General features: G+C 70.8%; 16 protein-coding genes. 3 read left to right on the top strand and 13 right to left on the bottom strand.

Annotated features, from left to right (window positions below; genetic code table 11):
• Positions 1-54 precede the first annotated feature (54 nt).
• The 5 genes from pdxS to xylA all read right to left on the bottom strand — a co-directional run bounded on the left by pdxS (position 55) and on the right by xylA (position 5364).
• The gene (gene pdxS, locus ACZ6WN_RS13310) at positions 55-987 is read right to left on the bottom strand and encodes a pyridoxal 5'-phosphate synthase lyase subunit PdxS (RefSeq protein WP_465865119.1); all 933 of its coding nucleotides are present in this window, start codon (positions 985-987) and stop codon (positions 55-57) included.
• Between the two features lie 43 nt (positions 988-1030).
• Positions 1031-1819 carry an inositol monophosphatase family protein gene (locus ACZ6WN_RS13305; protein WP_465865118.1) on the bottom strand — a complete coding sequence of 263 codons (789 nt, stop codon included), beginning with the start codon at positions 1817-1819 and terminating at the stop codon, positions 1031-1033.
• Positions 1816-2436 carry a phosphatidylinositol phosphate synthase gene (pgsA, locus tag ACZ6WN_RS13300; RefSeq protein ID WP_465865117.1) on the bottom strand — a complete coding sequence of 207 codons (621 nt, stop codon included), beginning with the start codon at positions 2434-2436 and terminating at the stop codon, positions 1816-1818. The genes ACZ6WN_RS13305 and pgsA overlap by 4 nt, the downstream gene beginning before the upstream one ends.
• A 368-nt stretch (positions 2437-2804) precedes the next feature.
• Positions 2805-4199 (bottom strand): xylulokinase, encoded by a 1395-nt coding sequence (xylB, locus tag ACZ6WN_RS13295; protein ID WP_465865116.1) that lies wholly within the window; start codon positions 4197-4199, stop codon positions 2805-2807.
• Between the two features lie 10 nt (positions 4200-4209).
• Positions 4210-5364 (bottom strand): xylose isomerase, encoded by a 1155-nt coding sequence (gene xylA, locus ACZ6WN_RS13290; RefSeq protein WP_465865115.1) that lies wholly within the window; start codon positions 5362-5364, stop codon positions 4210-4212.
• Between the two features lie 139 nt (positions 5365-5503).
• Here xylA and ACZ6WN_RS13285 point away from each other — a divergent pair, with 139 nt between their 5' ends.
• Positions 5504-6685, top strand: a complete 1182-nt coding sequence (locus ACZ6WN_RS13285; protein WP_465865114.1) for an ROK family transcriptional regulator — start codon at positions 5504-5506, stop codon at positions 6683-6685.
• Here ACZ6WN_RS13285 and ACZ6WN_RS13280 read toward each other — a convergent pair.
• The 4 genes from ACZ6WN_RS13280 to ACZ6WN_RS13265 are packed head-to-tail and all read right to left on the bottom strand — an operon-like array spanning position 6682 to position 12366.
• Positions 6682-9078 (bottom strand): beta-xylosidase/alpha-l-arabinosidase, encoded by a 2397-nt coding sequence (locus tag ACZ6WN_RS13280; RefSeq protein WP_465865113.1) that lies wholly within the window; start codon positions 9076-9078, stop codon positions 6682-6684. The two genes, ACZ6WN_RS13285 and ACZ6WN_RS13280, sit on opposite strands and share 4 nt — an antisense overlap.
• Before the next feature lie 25 nt (positions 9079-9103).
• Positions 9104-10000: a carbohydrate ABC transporter permease gene (locus ACZ6WN_RS13275; protein WP_465865112.1), complete on the bottom strand. Its 897-nt coding sequence runs from the start codon at positions 9998-10000 to the stop codon at positions 9104-9106.
• Complete coding sequence (locus ACZ6WN_RS13270) at positions 10000-11067, bottom strand: carbohydrate ABC transporter permease (RefSeq protein WP_465865111.1); 1068 nt, start codon at positions 11065-11067, stop codon at positions 10000-10002. The genes ACZ6WN_RS13275 and ACZ6WN_RS13270 overlap by 1 nt, the downstream gene beginning before the upstream one ends.
• Positions 11068-11076: 9 nt before the next feature.
• On the bottom strand, positions 11077-12366 hold the full coding sequence (locus tag ACZ6WN_RS13265) for an ABC transporter substrate-binding protein (RefSeq protein WP_465865110.1): 1290 nt from the start codon (positions 12364-12366) through the stop codon (positions 11077-11079).
• A 242-nt stretch (positions 12367-12608) separates the two neighbouring features.
• Here ACZ6WN_RS13265 and ACZ6WN_RS13260 point away from each other — a divergent pair, with 242 nt between their 5' ends.
• On the top strand, positions 12609-13637 hold the full coding sequence (locus ACZ6WN_RS13260) for a LacI family DNA-binding transcriptional regulator (RefSeq protein ID WP_465865109.1): 1029 nt from the start codon (positions 12609-12611) through the stop codon (positions 13635-13637).
• Positions 13638-13739: 102 nt separating this feature from the next.
• Here ACZ6WN_RS13260 and ACZ6WN_RS13255 read toward each other — a convergent pair whose 3' ends face one another.
• The 3 genes from ACZ6WN_RS13255 to ACZ6WN_RS13245 are packed head-to-tail and all read right to left on the bottom strand — an operon-like array spanning position 13740 to position 16875.
• The gene (locus tag ACZ6WN_RS13255; protein WP_465865108.1) at positions 13740-15008 is read right to left on the bottom strand and encodes a sugar ABC transporter permease; all 1269 of its coding nucleotides are present in this window, start codon (positions 15006-15008) and stop codon (positions 13740-13742) included.
• Entirely contained in the window at positions 15005-15757 is a 753-nt protein-coding gene (locus tag ACZ6WN_RS13250; RefSeq protein WP_465865107.1) for an ATP-binding cassette domain-containing protein, read from the bottom strand. Before ACZ6WN_RS13250 ends, ACZ6WN_RS13255 begins: the two co-directional genes overlap by 4 nt.
• Positions 15754-16875 carry a sugar ABC transporter substrate-binding protein gene (locus ACZ6WN_RS13245; protein ID WP_465865106.1) on the bottom strand — a complete coding sequence of 374 codons (1122 nt, stop codon included), beginning with the start codon at positions 16873-16875 and terminating at the stop codon, positions 15754-15756. Before ACZ6WN_RS13245 ends, ACZ6WN_RS13250 begins: the two co-directional genes overlap by 4 nt.
• A gap of 191 nt (positions 16876-17066) precedes the next feature.
• On the opposite strand from ACZ6WN_RS13245, the gene ACZ6WN_RS13240 reads away from it, so the two are divergent.
• Entirely contained in the window at positions 17067-19241 is a 2175-nt protein-coding gene (locus ACZ6WN_RS13240) for an acyltransferase family protein (protein WP_465865105.1), read from the top strand.
• Here ACZ6WN_RS13240 and ACZ6WN_RS13235 read toward each other — a convergent pair.
• On the bottom strand, positions 19238-19642 hold the full coding sequence (locus ACZ6WN_RS13235; RefSeq protein WP_465865104.1) for a RidA family protein: 405 nt from the start codon (positions 19640-19642) through the stop codon (positions 19238-19240). The genes ACZ6WN_RS13240 and ACZ6WN_RS13235 overlap by 4 nt on opposite strands.
• Positions 19643-19645 lie beyond the last annotated feature (3 nt).

Genomic DNA, 19645 nt, shown 5'->3' with positions numbered 1-19645 from the left:
CGCAGCCCCCGCTCGGGGGCCACGCAGCCGCGTCGGTTCGACGTGGGTCGGGCTCTACCAGCCACGCTCCGCGAACTGGATCGAACGCGCCGGCTCGTCGACGTTGATGCCGACCATCGCCTCACCGAGACCGCGGGAGACCTTGGCGACGACGTCGGGGTCGTCGTGGAAGGTGGTCGCCTTGACGATCGCCTCGGCGCGCTGGGCCGGGTTGCCGGACTTGAAGATGCCGGAGCCGACGAAGACGCCTTCGGCGCCGAGCTGCATCATCATCGCCGCGTCGGCAGGGGTCGCGATGCCGCCGGCGGTGAACAGGACGACCGGGAGCTTGCCGTTCTCGGCGACCTCCTTGACCAGCTCGTAGGGGGCCTGGAGCTCCTTGGCGGCCACGTAGAGCTCGTCGTCGGCGAGCGCGCCGAGGCGGCGGATCTCGCGGCGGATCGTACGCATGTGGGTGACCGCGTTGGACACGTCGCCGGTGCCGGCCTCGCCCTTGGAGCGGATCATCGCCGCGCCCTCGGTGATCCTTCTCAGGGCCTCACCCAGGTTCGTCGCACCGCACACGAAGGGGACGGTGAAGGACCACTTGTCGATGTGGTTCTCGTAGTCGGCCGGGGTCAGCACCTCGGACTCGTCGATGTAGTCGACGCCCAGGGACTGCAGCACCTGGGCCTCGGCGAAGTGGCCGATCCTTGCCTTCGCCATCACGGGGATCGAGACGGCCTCGATGATGCCGTCGATCATGTCCGGGTCGGACATACGGCTCACGCCGCCCTGGGCGCGGATGTCGGCGGGGACGCGCTCGAGCGCCATCACCGCCACCGCCCCGGCGTCCTCGGCGATCTTCGCCTGCTCGGGGGTGACCACGTCCATGATCACGCCGCCCTTGAGCATCTCCGCCATCCCGCGCTTGACCCGCGAGGTTCCCGTCTCATTCGTGCTTGTTGCCATGGGGCCGATCGTAGGTCGGGAGCCGACGTACGCCATCCTCGGAAAGGCCTGGTCAGGCCACTGTTCCCGAAGTGGACTGCTAGGAGGCCAGTGCCTGGGCGGCCTCGGCCACCGCGGTGGGAGCGCCGGCCAGGGACCAGAGAACGCCACCGGCTTCCACCTGGGTCATGGCTCCGCCGGCACCCAGGACCAGGGCGGCGCCGGGAAGACGGTCCCAGTCCGGGACGGAGTGCTGACAGAAGAGGTGGAGCTTTCCCTGGGCGATGGCGGTGAGGTCCATCGAGCCGGAGCCGAGGATCCGGATCGAGGCGGCGCCGCTGGCGACGCGGACGTAGGCCTCACCGACCGGTTGCCTCAGCTTCGACGGGTGCAGGTAGGTGGTGAGGCAGGCGAGGCCGAGCGGCGTGTCGGGCATCGCGTCCAGCCGCACGCCGTTGCGGGTGGTGGGCAGCTCCGGGCCGCCGACGTAGACCGCGTCCTCGGCCGGCGAGTAGATCGCGCCCAGGACGATGCTGTTCGCGTCTGCCGGGTCTCCGTCGGTCAGCGCCAGGGCCGAGCACCACCAGTCGAGACCGCGGACGAAGTTGTAGGTGCCGTCGACCGGGTCGATGGTCCACACCCGGCCGGTGGTCGACTCCCGGGCCGAGCCCTCCTCGCCGAGGATGCCGTCGCCGGGATGCTCGACCGCCAAACGGTCGACGATCGCCTTCTCGGCAGCCTTGTCGGCAGCGGTGACCAGGTCGGAGACCGAGGTCTTGGTCTCGATCGAGTCGCCGATACCCTCGCTGCGCATCTTCGCGGCGAGCGAGCCGGCGCCGCGGACGAGCTCCGCGGCCAGGCGTACGTCTGCCTCGGTCGGCGCGGTCACGAGGCCGCCTCCTCGGCCAGGGCCTGCTTGCGGACGGTCCAGACACGCTGACCGACGGTGACGGTCGAGGCGACGGCGAGGATCCACAGCGCGATGTAGATGAGCAGGTCGAGGTCGAAGATGCCGGCGAAGCCGGTCAGCACCAGGACCAGGACGAGCCGGTCGGCACGTTCGGCGATGCCGACGTTGGCGGTGAAGCCCAGCGACTCCGCGCGGGCGCGGGCGTAGGAGGTGACCGCGCCCATCACCACGCACCACAGCGTCAGGCCGAGGTAGAGGTCGGAGTCACCCGGGCCGGCGAAGTAGAGCGCCAAGCCGCCGAAGACCGCGCCGTCGCCGATCCGGTCGAGGGTCGAGTCCCAGAAGGCACCGAACTTGCTCGTACGGCCCACGGCACGCGCCATCGCGCCGTCGATCAGGTCGCTGAAGACGAAGCAGGTGATGAAGATCGTGCCGGCCAGCAGCTCGCCGCGCGGGTAGAACGCCAGCGCCCCGACCGCTACTCCGATGGTGCCGACGAGCGTCACGACGTCGGGGCTGATCTTCAGCGCCACGAAAAACCGGACGATGGGCGCGAGGACGACTCCCTGTACGAAGCCTTTGATGTGATCCAACATGGCGCGGCCACGCTATCGGATCCCGCCGAGGCGTCACTCCCGCGCGCCGAAACGTCACCCACATTCTGCCCAGGCGTCACGTACGTCGGCCGAGACGGCAGCGGGTGACATCTCGGCCGACGTAGGTGACGTGTCGCCCGACGTACCTGACGCTTCGGCCGACGCAGCTGACGCCTCGCTCAACGCAGCTGACGGCTCGCCCGACGTAGGTGCCGAGTCACCCGACGTACGTGACGGCTCGCCCAACGCAGCTGACGGCTCGCCCGACGCAGCTGACGCCTCGGCCGACGTAGCTGACGGCTCGCCCGACGTAGCTGACGGCTCGCCCGACGTAGCTGACGGCTCGGCCGACGTAGGTGACGGCTCGGCTAGGTGCCTTCGGTCAGGTCGCGGACCTCGGCGTAGCGGGAGCGGACGGCGGGGTCGGGGGTGGCCTCGTAGGTCTCGGTGCCGGCGAGCTCCCAGGACGGGGGCTCGTGGTCGGCGGTGAGGAGCCAGGCGGCCTGGCGGGCGGCGCCGTCGGCGACGTACTCCCCCGGCTCGGGGACGAGGACGGGGTGGCCGAGGACGACGGGGGCGAGGCGGCGTACGGCCTCGGAGCGGGCGCCACCGCCGACGAGGAGGACGCGGTTGACCGCGACGCCTTGCGCCTTGAGGGCGTCGATGCCGTCGGCGAGGCCGCAGAGGAGTCCCTCGACGGCCGCGCGGGCCAGGTGGGCGGGCTCGGCGGTGGCGAGGGTCAGACCGTGGATGACGCCACGGGCCGAGGGGCGGTCGGGGGTGCGCTCGCCCTCGAGATAGGGGACGAGGACCAGACCCCCGGAGCCCGAGGGCGCCGAGAGCGCCAGCCGGGAGAGCTCCTCGTGGGTGACCCCGAGCAGCCTGGTGGTGGCGTCGAGGACCCGTGCGGCGTTGAGGGTCGCGACCAGCGGCAGGTAGCGGCCGGTGGCGTCGGCGAAGCCCGCCACCGTGCCCGACGCGTCCGCGGTCGGCGTCTCCGAGACCGCGCAGGCGACGCCGGAGGTGCCGATGGAGACGACGACGTCGCCCGGCCGGGCACCCACGCCCAGGGCCGCGCCGGCGTTGTCGCCGCAGCCGGGGCCGAGGAGAGCCCCGAAGGACGTACGCCCCGCCGACGCCGAGGGCGCGAGCACCTGCGGCAGCACGACATCGTCGCGTCCGAGCGCACGCTTGAGCAGGTCGCGACGGTATTCGCCGGTCACGGCCGAGTAGTAGCCGGTGCCGCTGGCGTCGCTGCGGTCGGTGCGCAGCGCGTCCAGCCCCGGCGCCCCCGCGAGCTTCCAGGTCAGCCAGTCGTGGGGCAGGCACACGGCCGCGACCCGGGCCGCGGCCTCGGGCTCGTGCTCGGCCAGCCAGCGCAGCTTGGTGGCGGTGAAGCTGGCCACCTGCACCGAGCCGACCGCCTCGGCCCAGGCCGCGGCACCGAGCTCGGTGTTGAGCGCGGCGGCCGCCCCGGCCGAGCGGGTGTCGTTCCACAGCAGCGCGGGACGTACGACCTCTCCGGCCTCGTCCAGGCACACCATCCCGTGCTGCTGACCCCCGACGGAGACCGCGGCGACGTCGTCGAGCCCGCCGGCGGCTTCGGCGGCCGCCTCGAGGGCGGTCCACCACGCCGCCGGGTCCACCTCCGTCCCCTCGGGGTGGGGCGCGGAGCCGGAGCGCACCAGCGCCCCGGTCTCCGCGTCGCGGACGACGACCTTGCAGGACTGGGTCGAGGAGTCGACCCCGGCGACGAGCGGCATGCCCTGCAACCTAACGAAGCCCGAGCAGGTGGTCCATGGCCAGCTGGTCGAGGTGCTCGAACGCGTAGCCGTGGTCCAGCTTCTCGATGTCGTAGCTCGCCTTGCGGATGTCCTCGAGCGTCTCGCCCTCGGCCAGCGTCGGCACGGACAGCTCCTCGACCTGCGAGGCCTCGAGCGCGGCCTTGACCTCCGGGTCGGCACGGAACGCCTTGGCCCGCTCACGCAGCACGAGGTAGTTGCGCATGCAGCCCGCGGCCGAGGCCCACACGCCCTCCTCGTCCTCGGTGCGCGGCGGCTTGAAGTCGAAGTGGCGCGGGCCCTCGTAACCCTTGGTCTCCAGCAGGTCGACCAGGTTGAAGGCACCCCGCAGGTTGCCGGCGCCGAAGCGGAGGTCCTGGTCGAAGCGCGGCCCGTGCTGGCCGTTGAGGTCGATGTGGAAGAGCTTGCCGTGCCACAGCGCCTGGGCGACTCCGGAGGCGAAGTTGAGCCCCGCCATCTCCTCGTGACCGACCTCCGGGTTGAGGCCGACCATCTCGGGGCGGTCGAGGCTGTTGATGAAGGCGAGGGCGTGGCCGATGGTCGGCAGCAGGATGTCGCCGCGGGGCTCGTTGGGCTTCGGCTCGATGGCGAACCGGATGTCGTACCCCTGCTCGGTCACGTAGTCGCCGAGCAGGTTGACCGCCTCGCGGTAGCGGTCCAGCGCCGCCGCGATGTCCTTGGCGGCGTGGGACTCGGCGCCCTCACGGCCACCCCACATGACGTACGTCGTGGCCCCGAGCTCCGCGGCGAGGTCGATGTTGCGCGCGACCTTGGCGATCGCGTAGCGGCGCACCTCACGGTCGTTGGAGGTGAACCCGCCGTCGCGGAAGACCGGGTGACCGAAGAGGTTGGTCGTCGCCATCGGCACCTTGAGGCCGGTCTCGTCCAGCGCCGCCTTCAGCTTGTCGATCTCCGCCTGACGCTCGGCGTCGCTCGCGTCGATCGCGAAGACGTCGTTGTCGTGGAAGGTGATGCCGTAGGCACCCAGCTCGGCCAGCTTGTGGACCGAGTGCGCGACGTCGAGATGGGGCCGGCTCGCCGAGCCGAACACGTCCTGTCCGTTCCAGCCGACGGTCCACAGGCCGAAGGTGAACTTGTCGTCCGGGGTGGGGGTGTACTCCGTCATAGCCTTGCTTCCTCACTTTAGTTCACGACTCGGACTATATGAGCCACATCCAACGCGACGAGCGTCACATTGTCAACCCTCCCCGCGCCGCGAAGCACAGCGCTTGACCTAAAGTTCAGAACTTGCTCTAATCCCCTTCATGACGGTCAGAACCGAGCCTGCCCAGCATGCCGGGATGCGGGCGAGCAACCTTGCGCTGGTGCTCGGCGAGGTGGCCCGCACCAGCCCGGTCTCCCGGGCGCAGGTCGCCGCACGCACGGGCCTGACGAAGTCGTCGGTGTCGGGGCTGGTGTCGGATCTGATCTCCGCCGGCCTGATCCAGGAGAGCGCCCCGGCCGCGACCGAGCGGGGTCGGCCCGCGACAGCGCTCAGCCTCGCTCCCGGAGGCGTCGCCGGGCTCGGCCTGGAGGTCAACGTCGACTACCTGGCCGCCGTGGTCACCGACCTGACCGGCACGCCGCGCTACCACCATGTCGTACGCCGCGACAACCGCGGCCGCGACGTCGACGAGGTGGTCGCCGACCTCGTCGAGCTGGCCCGCACGGCCGCCCGCAGCGCCACCTCCCAGGCTCTGCCGCTCTCAGGCGCCTGCGTGGCGGTGCCGGGCCTGACCGTCGAGGGTGCGGTGGTGCGCGCCCCCAACCTGGGCTGGGCCCGGGTCGACCTCGCCGACGCCGTCGCCGAGGGCACCGGGCTCGACGTCGATCTGGAGAACGAGGCCAATCTGGCGGCGCTCGGCGAGATGTGGTTCGGCGCTCACGAGCACGACGGCGCTCCCCTGCGCGACTTCGTGCACGTCTCCGGCGAGATCGGCATCGGTGGCGGCATCGTGATCGGCGGCGAGGTCTTCCGCGGCGCGCACGCGGGCGCCGGCGAGCTCGGCCACGTCGTGGTGGCTCCCGACGGCCCGCGCTGCGCCTGCGGCGGCCACGGCTGCCTGGAGCGGATGGCCGGGCAGCAGGAGATCCTCGCCCGCGCGCAGGTGGCGACGATGGCCGACCTCACCCGGGCCTGCGAGACGGGCGACCGGGCCGCACTGGAAGCCGTCGCCGACGCCGGCCGCCACCTCGGCGTCGCGCTCGCCTCGGTCATCACCCTCCTCGACCCCACCGCCATCGTGCTGGGTGGCGCCTTCGCCACGCTCGCGCCCTGGCTCACCCCGGCGACCGCGGCCTCGCTCGGCCACCACACCGGTGCCACCGAGCCGCCGCGGCTGCTGGTCTCCGGGCTCGGCAGCGACGCCGCGGTGCGCGGAGCGGCCGGGACCGTCGTACGCCGCGTCATCGCCGATCCCGCCGCCCACCTCGCTCGGCGCCCCTAGCGGGAGACCGTCGCCGTGGTGATCCGCCGGTCGCCGGGGCCGACCGGGTAGACCTCGCCGGTGATGGTGACCAGCACCTTGTCGCTGCCCGACTCGGCGGCCGCCGAGGCGGCCTCGACCTCGGAGAGCTCGGCGATGCCCTCGGCGACCGCGGTCGCCACCTTCTCGCCGGCCGAGGCGGCCACCCAGACCTCCACGTCGCCGGGCTCGACGACACGGGTGAGGCTGCGGTCGGCGAAGGCCAGCCGCGTCGTGGGCACCTCGAAGCGCACCACCGCCGACTCCCCCGACTCCAGCGCGACCCGCTGGTAGCCGAGCAGCTGCGAGACCGGCCGGACCACCGAGGCCTGCAGGTCTCGGCCGTAGAGCTGGACCACGTCCGCGCCGGCGACGTCACCGAGGTTGGTGACCGTCACCTCCACATGGAAGGTGCCGCCGGCCGCGACCGAGCGGTCGGCCGAGAGCCCGCTGTGGCCGAAGGTCGTGTAGGAGAGGCCGAACCCGAACGGCCGTGCCGGCGTCGGGTCGGTGGCGGTGACCTCCGAGGGGCCACCCAGCAGCGGCTGCAGGTAGCTGTAGGGCTGAGTGCCGGAGACCCGCGGCAGCGAGACCGGCAGCCGCCCCGAGGGGTTGACCGCACCGGAGATGACGCGCGCCAGGGCCGGTCCGCCCTCCTCGCCGGGGAAGAACGCCTGCAGCACGGCCGCGGGACGGGCCTCGTCCTCGAGCGCCCAGCCGATGGCGTACGGCCTGCCGGTGACGACCACGAGCACGACCGGTGTCCCGGTCCCGACGACGGCGGAGACCAGATCGCGCTGGACCCCGGGGAGCTCGAGCGACTCGGAGTCGTTGCCCTCCCCCACCGTGCCACGGCCGAAGAGTCCGGCCTGGTCACCCACGACGAGGACCGCCACATCGGCCGCGGCGGCGGCCGCGACCGCGGACGGGAAACCGGAGCGGTCCGAGCCCTCGACCTCGCATCCGGCCACCACCTCGAACGAGGCGCCACCGAGCTCGGCCCGGATCGCCTCGGCGATCGTCGGCAGCTCGATGCCCAGCGGCTTGTCGGGATAGCTCGCCATCACGTGGTTGACGAAGGAGTAGCAGCCCATCAGCGCCTCGGACCGGTCGGCGTTGGGGCCGATGACCGCCACCTTGCCGGCACCATCCGCGAGCGGGAGGATCCCGTCGTTGCTGAGCAGCACCACCGACTCCTCGGCCAGCCGGCGCGCCAGCGAGCGATGGGCCGGGGAGTCCAGGTCGATCGACTCGGGTGCCCCCTCCTCCAGAGCCGTCACGAACGACGAGTCCAGCAGCCCGAGCGACTCCTTCTGCGCCAGCGCCCGGAGCACGGCCCGGTCGACGAGCGACTCGGAGACCTCCCCGGAGCGGATCAGCGCGGCGAGCGGCTCGAGATAGGCATCCCCCGAAGGCAGCTCCACGTCGACACCTGCCTCCAGGGCCAGCGCCGCGGCACGCCCGCGGTCGGCGGCGATGGCGTGCATCACCGCGAGGAAGGCCACCCCGAAGTAGTCGGCGACCACGACCCCGTCGAAGCCCCAGGTCTCGCGCAGCAGCGTGGTGAGGTGCTCGACCGAGGAGTGCTGCGGCACCCCGTCGATGTCGTTGTAGGACGCCATCACCGATCTCGCGCCGCCGTCCAGCACCGCCATCTCGAACGGCGGCAGATAGATGTCGGCGATCTCGCGCGGCCCCGCGGAGACGGGCGCGTGGTTGCGGCCGGCACGCGAGCCCGAGTAGCCGACGAAGTGCTTCAGCGTGGCATGCACGCCGGCGGCCTGCAGCCCCCGGACGTACGCCGTCGCGACCGTTCCGACGAGGTACGGATCCTCGCCGATGGCCTCCTCGCAGCGGCCCCAGCGCGCGTCGCGGATCACGTCGAGCACCGGGGCGAGCCCCTGGTGCACGCCGAGGGCACGCATGTCGGCACCGATCATCGTGGCCATCTCCTCGACGGCCTCGGGATCGAAGCTGGCACCCCACGCCAGCGGCGTCGGGAAGGTCGCGGCCTGCCAGGCCGCCAGCCCGGTGAGGCACTCCTCGTGGACCAGGGCGGGGATCCCCAGCCGGGTCTGGGAGACCAGGCGTCGCTGCTCGGCCCACAGCCACGCGGCCCGCTCGGCGGGATCGACCGGCCGGGTGCCGTACACGCGGGTGTAGTGGCCCAGGCCGTGGGCGGTGATCTCCGAGAGACGCCGGTCGCCACCGGTGTCGCCGGCCATCTCGTTGGCCATCGGCGCGACGACGTCGCCGCCTCGGTCGAGCCAGTAGCCCACGATCTGGGCGAGCTTCTCCGCCAGGGTCATCCGCGCGTGCAGGTCGCGCACGCGCTCGGAGACCCGCGGCCAGGCAGGCAGAGGTACATCGGTCATCGGTTCAGTCACAGGGGTGTCCGTTCTAGCCCTTGACCGCGCCCTGCAGGCCGCTGACGAGGCGGCGCTGGAAGGCGAGGAACAGCACGAGGGCGGGGATCATGGCGAGCGTGGTGAAGGCGAGGACGCCGGCGGTGTCGGCGGAGTGCTCGGTGGAGAAGTCGGCGACGCCGAGCGGGAGCGTGCGCATCTCGTCCTGGAGCAGGAGCAGCGGCAGCAGGTAGGCGTTCCAGGAGGTCACGAACGCCAGCACCCCGACGGTGATCATCCCGGGTGCCGACAACGGCATCAGGACCCGCCAGAAGACGCTGATCCGGCCGGCGCCGTCCATCAGCGCCGCCTCCTCCAGCTCCTTGGGCAGCGCCATCAGGAACGGGCGCAGGATGACCACCGTCATCGGCAGCGCGAACGCGGCCTGCGGCAGGGCCACGCCCCACCAGGTGTTCGCCATCTGCAGGTTGCGGGTGATGATGATGAACAGCGGGATGATCGCCACGGCCGCCGGGAAGAGCAGGCCGAGGACGAAGACCATGAACAGCGCCTCGCGCCCCCGGAACTGGTAGCGGGCCAGCGGGTAGGCGGCCATCAGCCCGAACACGACGGTCACCACCGTGGTGATGATCGCGATCATCGTCGAGTTGAGGGCGTACTGCCAGAACGAGGGGTTGCTCAGCACGCCGGCGTAGTTGCTCCACACCCACGGGTCGGGCAGCCCGGCCGGCTTGTCGGCGAGCTGGGCGTTGGTGCGGAAGCCGCCCATCGCGCCGTAGAGGACCGGACCGAGGGTGATCGCGACCACGACCAGCGCGATCAGGTAGACCCACAGGTTGCCGCCGCCGGACCCGGCGCGGCGCCGCTTGCGGGGTGAGCCGCCCGAGCCGTCTGCGGTCTCGGCGAGAGGGTCGAGGGTCACGCTGGCCATCACGCCGCCTTTCGCTTGCGGAAGAGGGCACCGAACAGCGCGCTCTCCGCTCGGGTGTAGCGCTGGGTGTCGTCCCGGGTGTCACGACGCAGGATGAGGACCTGGTAGGCCAGCGCCATCGCGAACGCGATCACGAACAGGATCACCGAGGCCGCTCCGGCGATGCCGTAGTTGTGGCGCTTGGTGCCCTCGTCGATGAGATACGTCGCCATGGTGTTCGTCGCGTTGGCGGGACCGCCCTGGGTCAGCACCCAGATCATGTCGAAGCACTGGATCGAGCCGATCATCGACAAGAAGGCCCAGGTACGCATGGTCGGACCGAGCAGAGGGATCGTGATCCGCCACTGCGTCTGCCACCAGGAGGCCCCGTCGAGCTGGGCCGCCTCGTGGAGCTCCTCGGAGACCCCCTGCATCCCGGCCAGGAAGAGCAGCACGGCAAGGCCGAGGTACTTCCACGTCAGCACGAGGAGCACGATCCACAGGGCGTACTCCGGGGTGCCGAGCCAGCCCTGTTCGGGTGGGGTGAGGCCGATCCCCGCGGTGAAGGCGTCGATGAAGCCGTACTGCGGCTGCAGCAGCTGCAGCCAGATCACCGCGGCGATGACCTCGGCCAGCACGTACGGCACGAAGATGATCGTGCGCAGCAGGCCCTGGCCCCGCATCCTGCGGTTGAGCAGGAGGGCGATGCCGACGCCCAGTGGGAGCTGGAGCAGGATCGAGCCCACCACGATGATCATGTTGTGGCCGACCGCGCTGCGGAAGACCTCGTCGCCGAGGACCTCGGCGTAGTTCTCCAGGCCGACGAAGTCGGTCAGGTCGCCGAACCCCTTCCAGTCGTAGACCGAGAAGCGCACCGCGGTGACGATCGGCCAGGCGACGAAGAGCGCGATGAGCGCGAGGGCGGGGGTCACGAAGACCAGGATCTCCAGGCGCTTGCGCCAGGCGTCACCACGATGTCTGGTCCCCCCGGGACCGCCGGGTGCCCGGCGTACGGCATCCGTACGCCGGGCCTCCGAGGTGGCGTGCCCTGGCGCCGCCGGAGCGGCTTCGGTCACGTCGTGTGTCACAGGATCAGCTCACTTTTCCTTGTCCGCGGCTTCCTGGGTGGCGGTGACGATGTCCGCCCCCGTGCCCTTGCCGGCGAACACGTTGACGATCGCGTCGTTCATGGCACCTCCGACGCCCTGACCGAAGGCGGTGTCGAAGTAGAGCTGGACGTACGGGGCGCTGTCGCGCACCTTGATCAGGTCGGCCAGGGCCGGGTCGGTCAGCGCACCGGTCGCGTCCGGGTTGGTCGGCAGGCCCATCCCCTTCTCCGCGAAGCCCGTCTGGACGTCGGTGGAGAGGAGGTACTTCACGAAGTCGACCGAGGCGTCCGGGGCGCCTTCGGAGACCGCCCAGGCGTCGCCGCCGCCCATCTGCGCGCCCGGGTCACCCTGGCCGCCCTCGATCTGCGGGAAGGCGAACCAGCCGGTCTTGTCCCCCAGGCCCTTCTTGTCCTCGGTGATGCCCTGCATCACGCCGGGCTCCCAGTGGCCGGCGAGCTCCATGGCCACCTTGCCGGTGGCGAGGAGGCCGGAGGCCGAGGTCGGGCCCTCCTGGGCGCCGGTGGAGAGGAACCCGTTGTTGAACGGCTTCTTCGCGACGATGTCGGCGACGTCGTCGCCGGCCTTCTCGAAGCAGGGGTCGGAGAAGTCGAGGCTCTTGACCGCCGAGCTGAGGACGTCCTCGGAGCACTCCCGGACCGCGGTCCAGTAGTAGTAGTGCGCGGCCGGCCAGGCGTCCTTGGCACCGACCGAGACCGGCTGGATCCCGGCCGCCTCGAGCTTCTCGACGGCGGCGTAGAAGTCCTCCATCGTCGTCGGCGCGGCGGTGATGCCGGCCTTGGCGAAGAGGTCCTTGTTGTACCAGAACCCGACCACGCCGATGGAGAACGGGAGTGCGTACGTCTTGTCCTCGACCTGCCAGCCGGCGACCGAGCCGCCGATCATGTCGATCTCCTCGGCCGCGTCCTCGGACAGGTCCTTGGTCAGGCCGGCCTCGACGTGGTCGGCGAGCTCGCCGCCGCCACGCTCCATGTAGACGTCCGGGATCTGCTCGGGGTCACCGCTCTGGAACGCGGCGTCGAGCTTGGTGAGCATGTCCTCGTGGGCGAAGGCCTGGACCTTGACGTCGACGCCGGGGTTGGCCTCCTCGAAGTCCTTCGCGACCTGCTCGTAGTAGCCCTTCCCGGGATCGTTGTTGGAGTTGTGCCACCAGATGATGGTGTTGTCGTCGCCACCGGAGTCGCCCGAGCCGCCACAACCGGTGGCGGCAATCATCAATCCGGCGCACAGCGCGGCGAGCGCTTGTGTCTTCCTCGACATCTTGGGACCTCTTCGTCACAGCTCTGGATGTATGGGTGATGTGACTGCCGCCACATTGTCGGGGTCGAGCATGGCGCGTCCGAGGTGGTCGTGTCAATCGTTGTCGATAACGTTTTCGTAGATGGTTATCGAACATCCACCAAGTGGGCTACTGTCAGGGTCATGAGCGAGCGCCAGCGAGTGACCACAAGCCTCGGGCCGCCGCGTCCGTACGATCGCGCTTGCGCTACGGAGGCGGCGGCATGAGTACGCTCGACCAGCCCCGCCCTCGCCGGGTGACGATCACCGATGTCGCCCGCGAAGCCGGGGTCTCGGTGGCCACGGTCTCGAAGGTGATCAACGAGCGCTACGGCGTCAGCGAGGCGACGAGCGAGAAGGTCCTCGCGGTGATCGACCAGCTCGGCTACCAGTCCTCGCTGATCGCCTCGAGCCTGCGGCGCAAGTCCACCGGCGTGATCGGGGTGCTCGTGGCCGAGTTCGAGCCCTACTCCGCCGAGCTCCTCAAGGGCATCTCGGCGGCCCTGGACGGCACCGGCTATGAGTTGTTGGCCCACGCCGGACGCACCGGCGCCCACAACCACACCGGCTGGGAGCGCCGCTCGCTCTCCCGCCTGGGCCACACCCTGATCGACGGCGCCATCGTGGTCACGCCGTCGATGATCATCACCGACGAGACCACCATCCCCGTCGTCGCGATCGACCCCCACACCGGGCCGGACGGCCCGATGACCGTCGACGCCGACAACATCACCGGCGCGCGCCTGGCCGTCGACCATCTGGTCGGGCTCGGCCACCGGCGCATCGGGTTCCTCGGCGGACGCCCCGACCTCCGCTCCGCCGGCCTGCGCGAGCAGGGCTACCGCGAGGCGCTCCACGCCGCCGGCCTGAGCGTCTCCCCCGACCTGATCCGGGTGGGCGGCTACCACCCCGAGCTCGCCGAGGCACCGGCCCGCGAGCTGCTCTCGCTCCCGGCCGGTGAGCGGCCCACCGCCATCTTCGCCGCCAACGACATCTCCGCGATCAAGGTCATCGAGGTCGCCGGCTCGCTCGGCCTGCGCGTGCCCGAGGACCTCTCGGTGATCGGCTTCGACAACGTACCCGAGGCCCGCGACGCCACTCCCCCGCTCACCACCGTCGCCCAGCCGCTCCACGAGATGGGCCGCGCCGCCCTCGAGCTCCTGCTCGAGCTGCTGGAGGGCAAGCAGACCGAGCGCCATCTGCGGCTGCCCGCCGAGCTGGTCGTGCGCAGCAGCACCGCGCCGCCGGCGTGAACCTTCAGCAAGGTATGCAGCGAAAGGCGCACATCCCGCGCGGAGCTCCGCTGGGGATGTGCGCCTTCACCTGCATACCTTGCTGAACTAACGCGCCCGCCGCTACACGTGCCCCGTCGCCGATGCCCGGCGCCGGGAGAGCGCGTCGACGCTGGCCGCGACCAGCAGGACCAGGCCGGTGACCATCCAGACGGTGCCCTGGGGCTGGTCGAGCAGACCCATCCCGTTGTCGATCACGGCCACCACGGTGCCACCGATGACCGCGTCGATGACCCGGCCCTTGCCTCCGAAGAGCGAGGTGCCGCCGATGACGGCGGCGCCCACGGCGTACAGCAGGGTCGTCTCGCCACCGGTGTTCGGGTTCACCGAGTTGGTGCGGCTGGCGATCATGATGCCGGCCACCGCCGCCATGGTGGAGCAGAGGATGAAGCACGACAGGCGCACCCGGACCACGTTGATCCCGGCCCTGCGTGCCGCCTCGGCGTTGCCCCCGACCGCGTAGACGTGCCGGCCCCACCCGGAGCGGGTCAGCATGAAGGTGAGCACGATCAGCAGCCCGACGATCACCACCAGCGAGACCGGCACCCCCTTGAGCGAGGTCAGTGCCGGGTTGCGGCTGCGCTCGACGGAGAGATACCCGACCACGGCGAGCACCACGACCGCGAGCAGCCCGGACTTGAGCCCCCACAGCAGGATCGGCTGCACGGTGAGGTTCTTGGCGCGGCGACGCGCGTCGGTGACGTACGTCGAGGCCGCGTAGCCCACGATGCAGACGATCCCGAGGACCCAGCCGAGCCAGACCGGCAGGTTGGCGTTGTTGAGGCCGTTGATGAAGTCGTTGCGGTAGGGAATCGTCCCGCCCTCACCGATCATCGTCAGGAGTACGCCCTGCAGCCCGAGGAACGCGGCCAGCGTGACCACGAACGACGGGATCCCGAGCCGCGCGACCAGCAGCCCGATGCAGAGGCCGATCACCGCTCCGGTGAGCAGCGCCGCCAGCAGCGCCGGGATCAGCGGCCACTCCTGCCGGGTCAGGAGCACGCCGAGCACCCCGGCGCACGTGCCGCCCGCGAACCCCGCCGACAGATCGATCTCACCCAGCAGCAGCACGAAGACCAGGCCCATCGCGAGCACGGTCACGCCTGCCGACTGGCCGATCAGGTTGGCGAAGTTGAACGAGTTGGTGAACTGCTCGGGACGCAGCGCGGAGAAGACCAGGACCAGCGCGATCAGGCCCAGCACCGCGGGCAGCGAGCCGACCTCACCGCCCTTGATCTTGGCCAGGTAGGCCCGGAAGATCCCGCCGAGCGAGTTGTCGGGCTCCGGATCCGGCTCCGCGGCGATCGTCGGGTCATCGGCGTCAAGGCTCATGCCACTCCTCCTTCGGGCACCATGCCGGTGGTGATCGCCTGCACCACCCGCTCACGCGTCGTCGAGGCTGCCTCGATCTGACCGATCATCCGGCCCAGGTACAGGACCGCGATGTCGTCGGCGACCTCGAAGACGTCGTTGAGGTTGTGACTGATCAGCACGACGCCGAGGCCGCGGTCGGCCAGGCGGCGCACCAGCCGGAGCACCTGCTCGGTCTGGGCCACGCCGAGGGCCGCGGTCGGCTCGTCGAGGATGACCATCTTCGAGTTCCACAGCACGGCCCGGGCGATCGCCACGGTCTGGCGCTGGCCACCGGAGAGGGAGGCCACCGGCGTACGCACCGATTTCAGCGTACGCACCGAGAGACCGTCGAGCGTCTCGCGAGCGCGCTGCTCCATGGTGTCCTCGTCCACCAGCCGCAGCCGTCTCTTCATCTCGCGGCCGAGGAACATGTTGTGGACGACGTCGAGGTTGTCGCACAGGGCCAGGTCCTGGTAGACGACCTCGATCCCGAGCGCTGCGGCCTCCTTGGGGCTGGCCACCTTCACCGGCTCACCCTCGAAGAGGTAGTCGCCGGCGTCGAAGAGGTGGATCCCCGCCATCCCCTTGACCAGGGTGCTCTTGCCGGCGCCGTTGTCGCCGACGAGCGCGGTGACCCGGCCCGCCTGCACCGAGAGGTCCACTCCGCGCAGGACCTGCACGGCGCCGAAGGACTTCTCGACGCCGCGCAGCTCCAGGAGGTGACTCACTGAGGCACGCCGTTCTCGGTGCACAGCTCCGCGATCGCGCCGGCGCACACCTCCGCGGCGTCGGCCTGACCGTCCTTGACGACGGTCGCGACGGACTCCTTGGTGACCCAGACGGGCTCGGCGAGCACCGACGGCACGTCCTTGCCGGCCTCGGTGTCCTCCACGGTCGCGGTGGCCAGGTCCGACGCGGCGGCGTCGTCGCCCTCGATCAGCGCGATCGCCAGGTCGGAGGCGGCCTTGGCCTCGAGCTCGGTGTTCTTGTAGACCGTGCCGCACTGGAAGCCCTGCAGGATGTTCTGCAGACCCTCGACCGAGGCGTCCTGGCCGGTCACCGGGATCTTGCCCTGGACCTTGTTGGCCTTCAGCCGGGCGATGATGCCGCCGGCCATGGTGTCGTTGGCCGAGACGACGCCGTCGATCTTGCCGCCGTTGGCGGTGTACATCTGGTCGAAGACCTGACCGGCCTTGGTGGCGTCCCACTCCCCCGACTGGTCGCCGACGAGCTTATAGGTGCCGTCGGCGATCTTCGGCTCGAGCGCCTTCTCGTAGCCGGACTTGAACAGTGCCGCGTTGTTGTCGGTGGCCGCGCCGTTGACGTAGACGATGTTGCCGCCCTTCTTGCCCATCGCGGTGATGCACTCGTCCAGCCCGGTGCCCATCAGCTCGCCGACCTTCACGTTGTCGAAGGAGACGTAGTAGGAGGCACCCCCGTTGAGCGTCAGCCGGTCGTAGTCGATGCTCGTGACTCCGGCGTCGGCGGCCTTCTTCAGGCAGGAGGCACCCGACTCGGAGTCGAGGTTGGTGATGATGATGACCTTGACGCCCTCGTTGATCATGCTGTCGCAGAGCTGACCGAACTTGGCGGTGTTGCCCTGGGCGTTCTGGATCGTGGCCTTGAGGTCGGCGTCCTTGAACGCCTTCTCGAGGTTCGGCCGGTCCTGGGACTCCCATCGGGGAGACGTGGTCGCATCGGGCAGGATCACTCCGACGTCGGTGCCGCCCGAGTCTCCCGAGTCGCCGCCACCGTCATCCGAGCCTCCACATGCCACGAGCGATGCGGTCGACAGGGTCGCCACCGCGGCGACCGCCATCAGGCGGCCGATCTTGTGCGTGTTCATCGTCGAACTCCTCAGTCCTGGGTGTGATCTATGTCACGTCGGGGTGCAACCTATCTCCTTCAGCGGCGGTTTGAAGCGGTTCTGAGGAGATCTCGACGACCGTTCGATGTCGGCCGTATGCCTTCAGGTCACCACTGCTCGTTATGGTGCGACGGCTCCCACCCGCCCACACCCACTAGAACAGCGATCACGTGACCGCCATCTCGGATTTCCGCACGCCCCCGACCAGCCGGACCGACAGCGGACCCAAGAGCCCCAAATCTGGGCACACCGCCGGACACATCAGCGAGATCCACGGCCTGCGCGGTATCGCGCTGGCGCTCGTGGTCGCCTTCCACCTCTTCGGCAACGGCCGGGTCTCGGGCGGGATCGACGTCTTCCTGGTGATCTCCGGCTTCCTCGCCACCCGGTCGCTGGTGGGCAGGGCCGAGCGCGGCCGGGTGGACCTCGGGGAGCACTACGGACGTACGTTCGCGCGGCTCGCCGCACCAGCCCTGATCGTGCTGGCCGCGACGGCCCTGCTGATGGTGGTCTTCATCCCGCAGACGTTGTGGACCCAGACGACCCGCGAGCTCGTCGCGGCCGCGACCTACACGCTCAACTGGGAGCTCATCGCCAGCCAGCTCTCCTACGGCGCGGCGGGGCCGTCCTCGACGCCGGTGCAGCACTTCTGGTCGCTCGCGGTGCAGGGACAGTTCTTCCTGGTGTGGCCGCTGGTCGTCGTCGGGCTCGCCCTCGTGCTCCGCCTCGCGGCCCGCGGTCGTCTACGCGGGCGGCTCACGCTCGCGCGGGTGCTGTTCGTGCTGACCGCGGCCGCGTTCGCGGTCTCCTTCGCCTATGCGGTCAAGGTCTCCGGGGCCGACCAGGCGGCTGCGTACTTCAACTCCGTCACCCGCTTCTGGGAGATCGCCGCCGGCGCCCTGGCCGCGCTCGCGCTGCGCCGCGTGAGCCTGCCGGAGAGCATCAAGCCGTACGCCGCATGGGCCGGTCTCGCCCTCGTCGTGAGCTGCGGGTTCGTGATGGACGGCGCCGACCACTTCCCGGGGCCGGCGGCCCTGTGGCCGGTCACCGGAGCGCTGCTGGTGATGGCCGGCTCGACCCCATCGCCGTGGGGACCGCGGCACCTGCTGGAGGCCCGGCCGCTGCGGTTCGTCGCCGACCTCTCCTACGAGCTCTACCTGTGGCACTGGCCGCTGCTGATCGCCTGGCTCTACTACACCGGCGACGAGCGGCTCACCGTCGCCTCGGCCGCGGGCGTGCTGGTCGTCTCGACGCTGCTCGCCTGGGCGACCAACCGCCTGGTCACCCGCCAGGTCCAGACGTACGTCATCAGGCCCGGCGGTCCGCGAGCCCTGGTCGCCACCCTGGCTGCCCTCGTGATCGCCGTCGGCGCCGGCTGGAGCGGCCTGGCCGCGATCGACCGCTCCGAGGACAGGGCGATCGCGGCGGCCGCCCGGCTCGCCACCGCCGACCCGTTCACGACCGAGTGCCTCGGTGCGGCCTCGCTGGCGGCGAGCTCTGCGGGAGGCTCGTGCCGCAACCCCGACCTGCGTGGGGAGCTGATCCCGGCGGTGGCCGCGATCGGCGAGGACGATGACAACCGCGGACAGTGCTGGTCCTTCGAGGAGCGTCCGGTGCGCTTCAGCGCCTGCCCGAACGGTGCGACCGAGAGCTATCAGAAGCGGCTGCTGATGGTCGGCGACTCCCACGCCGTGGCCCCGGTCGGCGCCCTCGACCTGATCGGCGACCAGCGCAACTGGCGCATCGACGTCGCCGCCCGCGCCGCCTGCCACTGGAACACCCGGCCGCTCGGCCAGGACATCGCCGACAACCGCCCCGCGTGCGCGGAGTGGAACCGGCAGCTCGAGGCCTACCTGCGCGCTCCCGAGCAGAGGGACCTCGACGCGATCATCGTGACCCACTCGGCGCGCAAGACGACCCAGCCGCTGGGCGGCGAGACGCCGTACGAGTCCACCGTCAACGGTCTGGTCGAGGCCTGGAGCCACCGGCCCTCGAAGCAGGTCCCGGTGATCGCGCTCGTCGACAACCCGATGTTCGAGCCCGACAACGCCGCCTATCTCCGCACCACGCTGGGCTGCATCCAGCGGCACTCCCCCGAGACCGCGGGCGAGGCGTGCGGGCGGCCGCGCACGGACGTGCTCGTCCGGGACCCGCACCGCGACGCGGTCGCCCGCGACCCCAACGCGCACCTGGTCGACATGACCGACCTCTTCTGCGAGGACCGGGTCTGCCCGGCGGTGATCGGCAACGTGATCGTCTACCGCGACGGCAACCACATCACCTCGCGCTACGCCCGCACCCTGGCGCCCTACCTCAGCCAGGAGCTGGCCCGGGCCCTGGGTTAGCGGGCCACGGCGAGCGCGTCGATCTCGACGAGCATCTCCTCGCGCGGCAGGCCGGTCATCACGGTGGTGCGGCACGGGAGGATGCCGCCCTCGGGGACCCGTGCGCCGATGAACTCGCCGTAGGCGTCGTTCATCGCGGCGAAGTCGTCGCGGGAGGTGAGATAGACGCGGAGCATCAGCACGTCCTCGAAGCCGGCGCCCGCGGCGGCCAGGATCGCCTCCACGTTCTGCAGGGTGCGCACGGTCTGGGCCTTCACGTCGCCGGGGAACAGGTACTCGTTCGTGGCGGGGTCGACCGGGCCCTGGCCGGAGACCTGGAGCAGGCCGCCGCGGACGACGCCCTGGGAGAAGGTGTGCGCGGGAGCCGGGGCCTGGTCGGTGGAGATGCGGATGTCGGTCATGGG

This window comes from Nocardioides sp. NPDC054178 (assembly GCF_055585005.1).
The sequence above is the reverse complement of the archived record's forward strand: the minus strand, read 5'-3'. Positions and strand labels throughout refer to the sequence as shown.

What these genes read in the sequence shown, in the direction of transcription:
- ACZ6WN_RS13245 (WP_465865106.1), bottom strand. Translation starts at nt 16,875, where the DNA reads ATGAACACGCACAAGATCGGCCGCCTGATGGCGGTCGCCGCGGTGGCG.
- ACZ6WN_RS13260 (WP_465865109.1), top strand. Translation starts at nt 12,609, where the DNA reads ATGAGTACGCTCGACCAGCCCCGCCCTCGCCGGGTGACGATCACCGAT.
- xylA (WP_465865115.1), bottom strand. Translation starts at nt 5,364, where the DNA reads ATGACGGAGTACACCCCCACCCCGGACGACAAGTTCACCTTCGGCCTG.
- ACZ6WN_RS13275 (WP_465865112.1), bottom strand. Translation starts at nt 10,000, where the DNA reads ATGGCCAGCGTGACCCTCGACCCTCTCGCCGAGACCGCAGACGGCTCG.
- pdxS (WP_465865119.1), bottom strand. Translation starts at nt 987, where the DNA reads ATGGCGTACGTCGGCTCCCGACCTACGATCGGCCCCATGGCAACAAGC.
- ACZ6WN_RS13255 (WP_465865108.1), bottom strand. Translation starts at nt 15,008, where the DNA reads ATGAGCCTTGACGCCGATGACCCGACGATCGCCGCGGAGCCGGATCCG.
- ACZ6WN_RS13285 (WP_465865114.1), top strand. Translation starts at nt 5,504, where the DNA reads ATGACGGTCAGAACCGAGCCTGCCCAGCATGCCGGGATGCGGGCGAGC.
- ACZ6WN_RS13235 (WP_465865104.1), bottom strand. Translation starts at nt 19,642, where the DNA reads ATGACCGACATCCGCATCTCCACCGACCAGGCCCCGGCTCCCGCGCAC.
- ACZ6WN_RS13280 (WP_465865113.1), bottom strand. Translation starts at nt 9,078, where the DNA reads ATGACCGATGTACCTCTGCCTGCCTGGCCGCGGGTCTCCGAGCGCGTG.
- pgsA (WP_465865117.1), bottom strand. Translation starts at nt 2,436, where the DNA reads ATGTTGGATCACATCAAAGGCTTCGTACAGGGAGTCGTCCTCGCGCCC.
- xylB (WP_465865116.1), bottom strand. Translation starts at nt 4,199, where the DNA reads ATGCCGCTCGTCGCCGGGGTCGACTCCTCGACCCAGTCCTGCAAGGTC.
- ACZ6WN_RS13265 (WP_465865110.1), bottom strand. Translation starts at nt 12,366, where the DNA reads ATGTCGAGGAAGACACAAGCGCTCGCCGCGCTGTGCGCCGGATTGATG.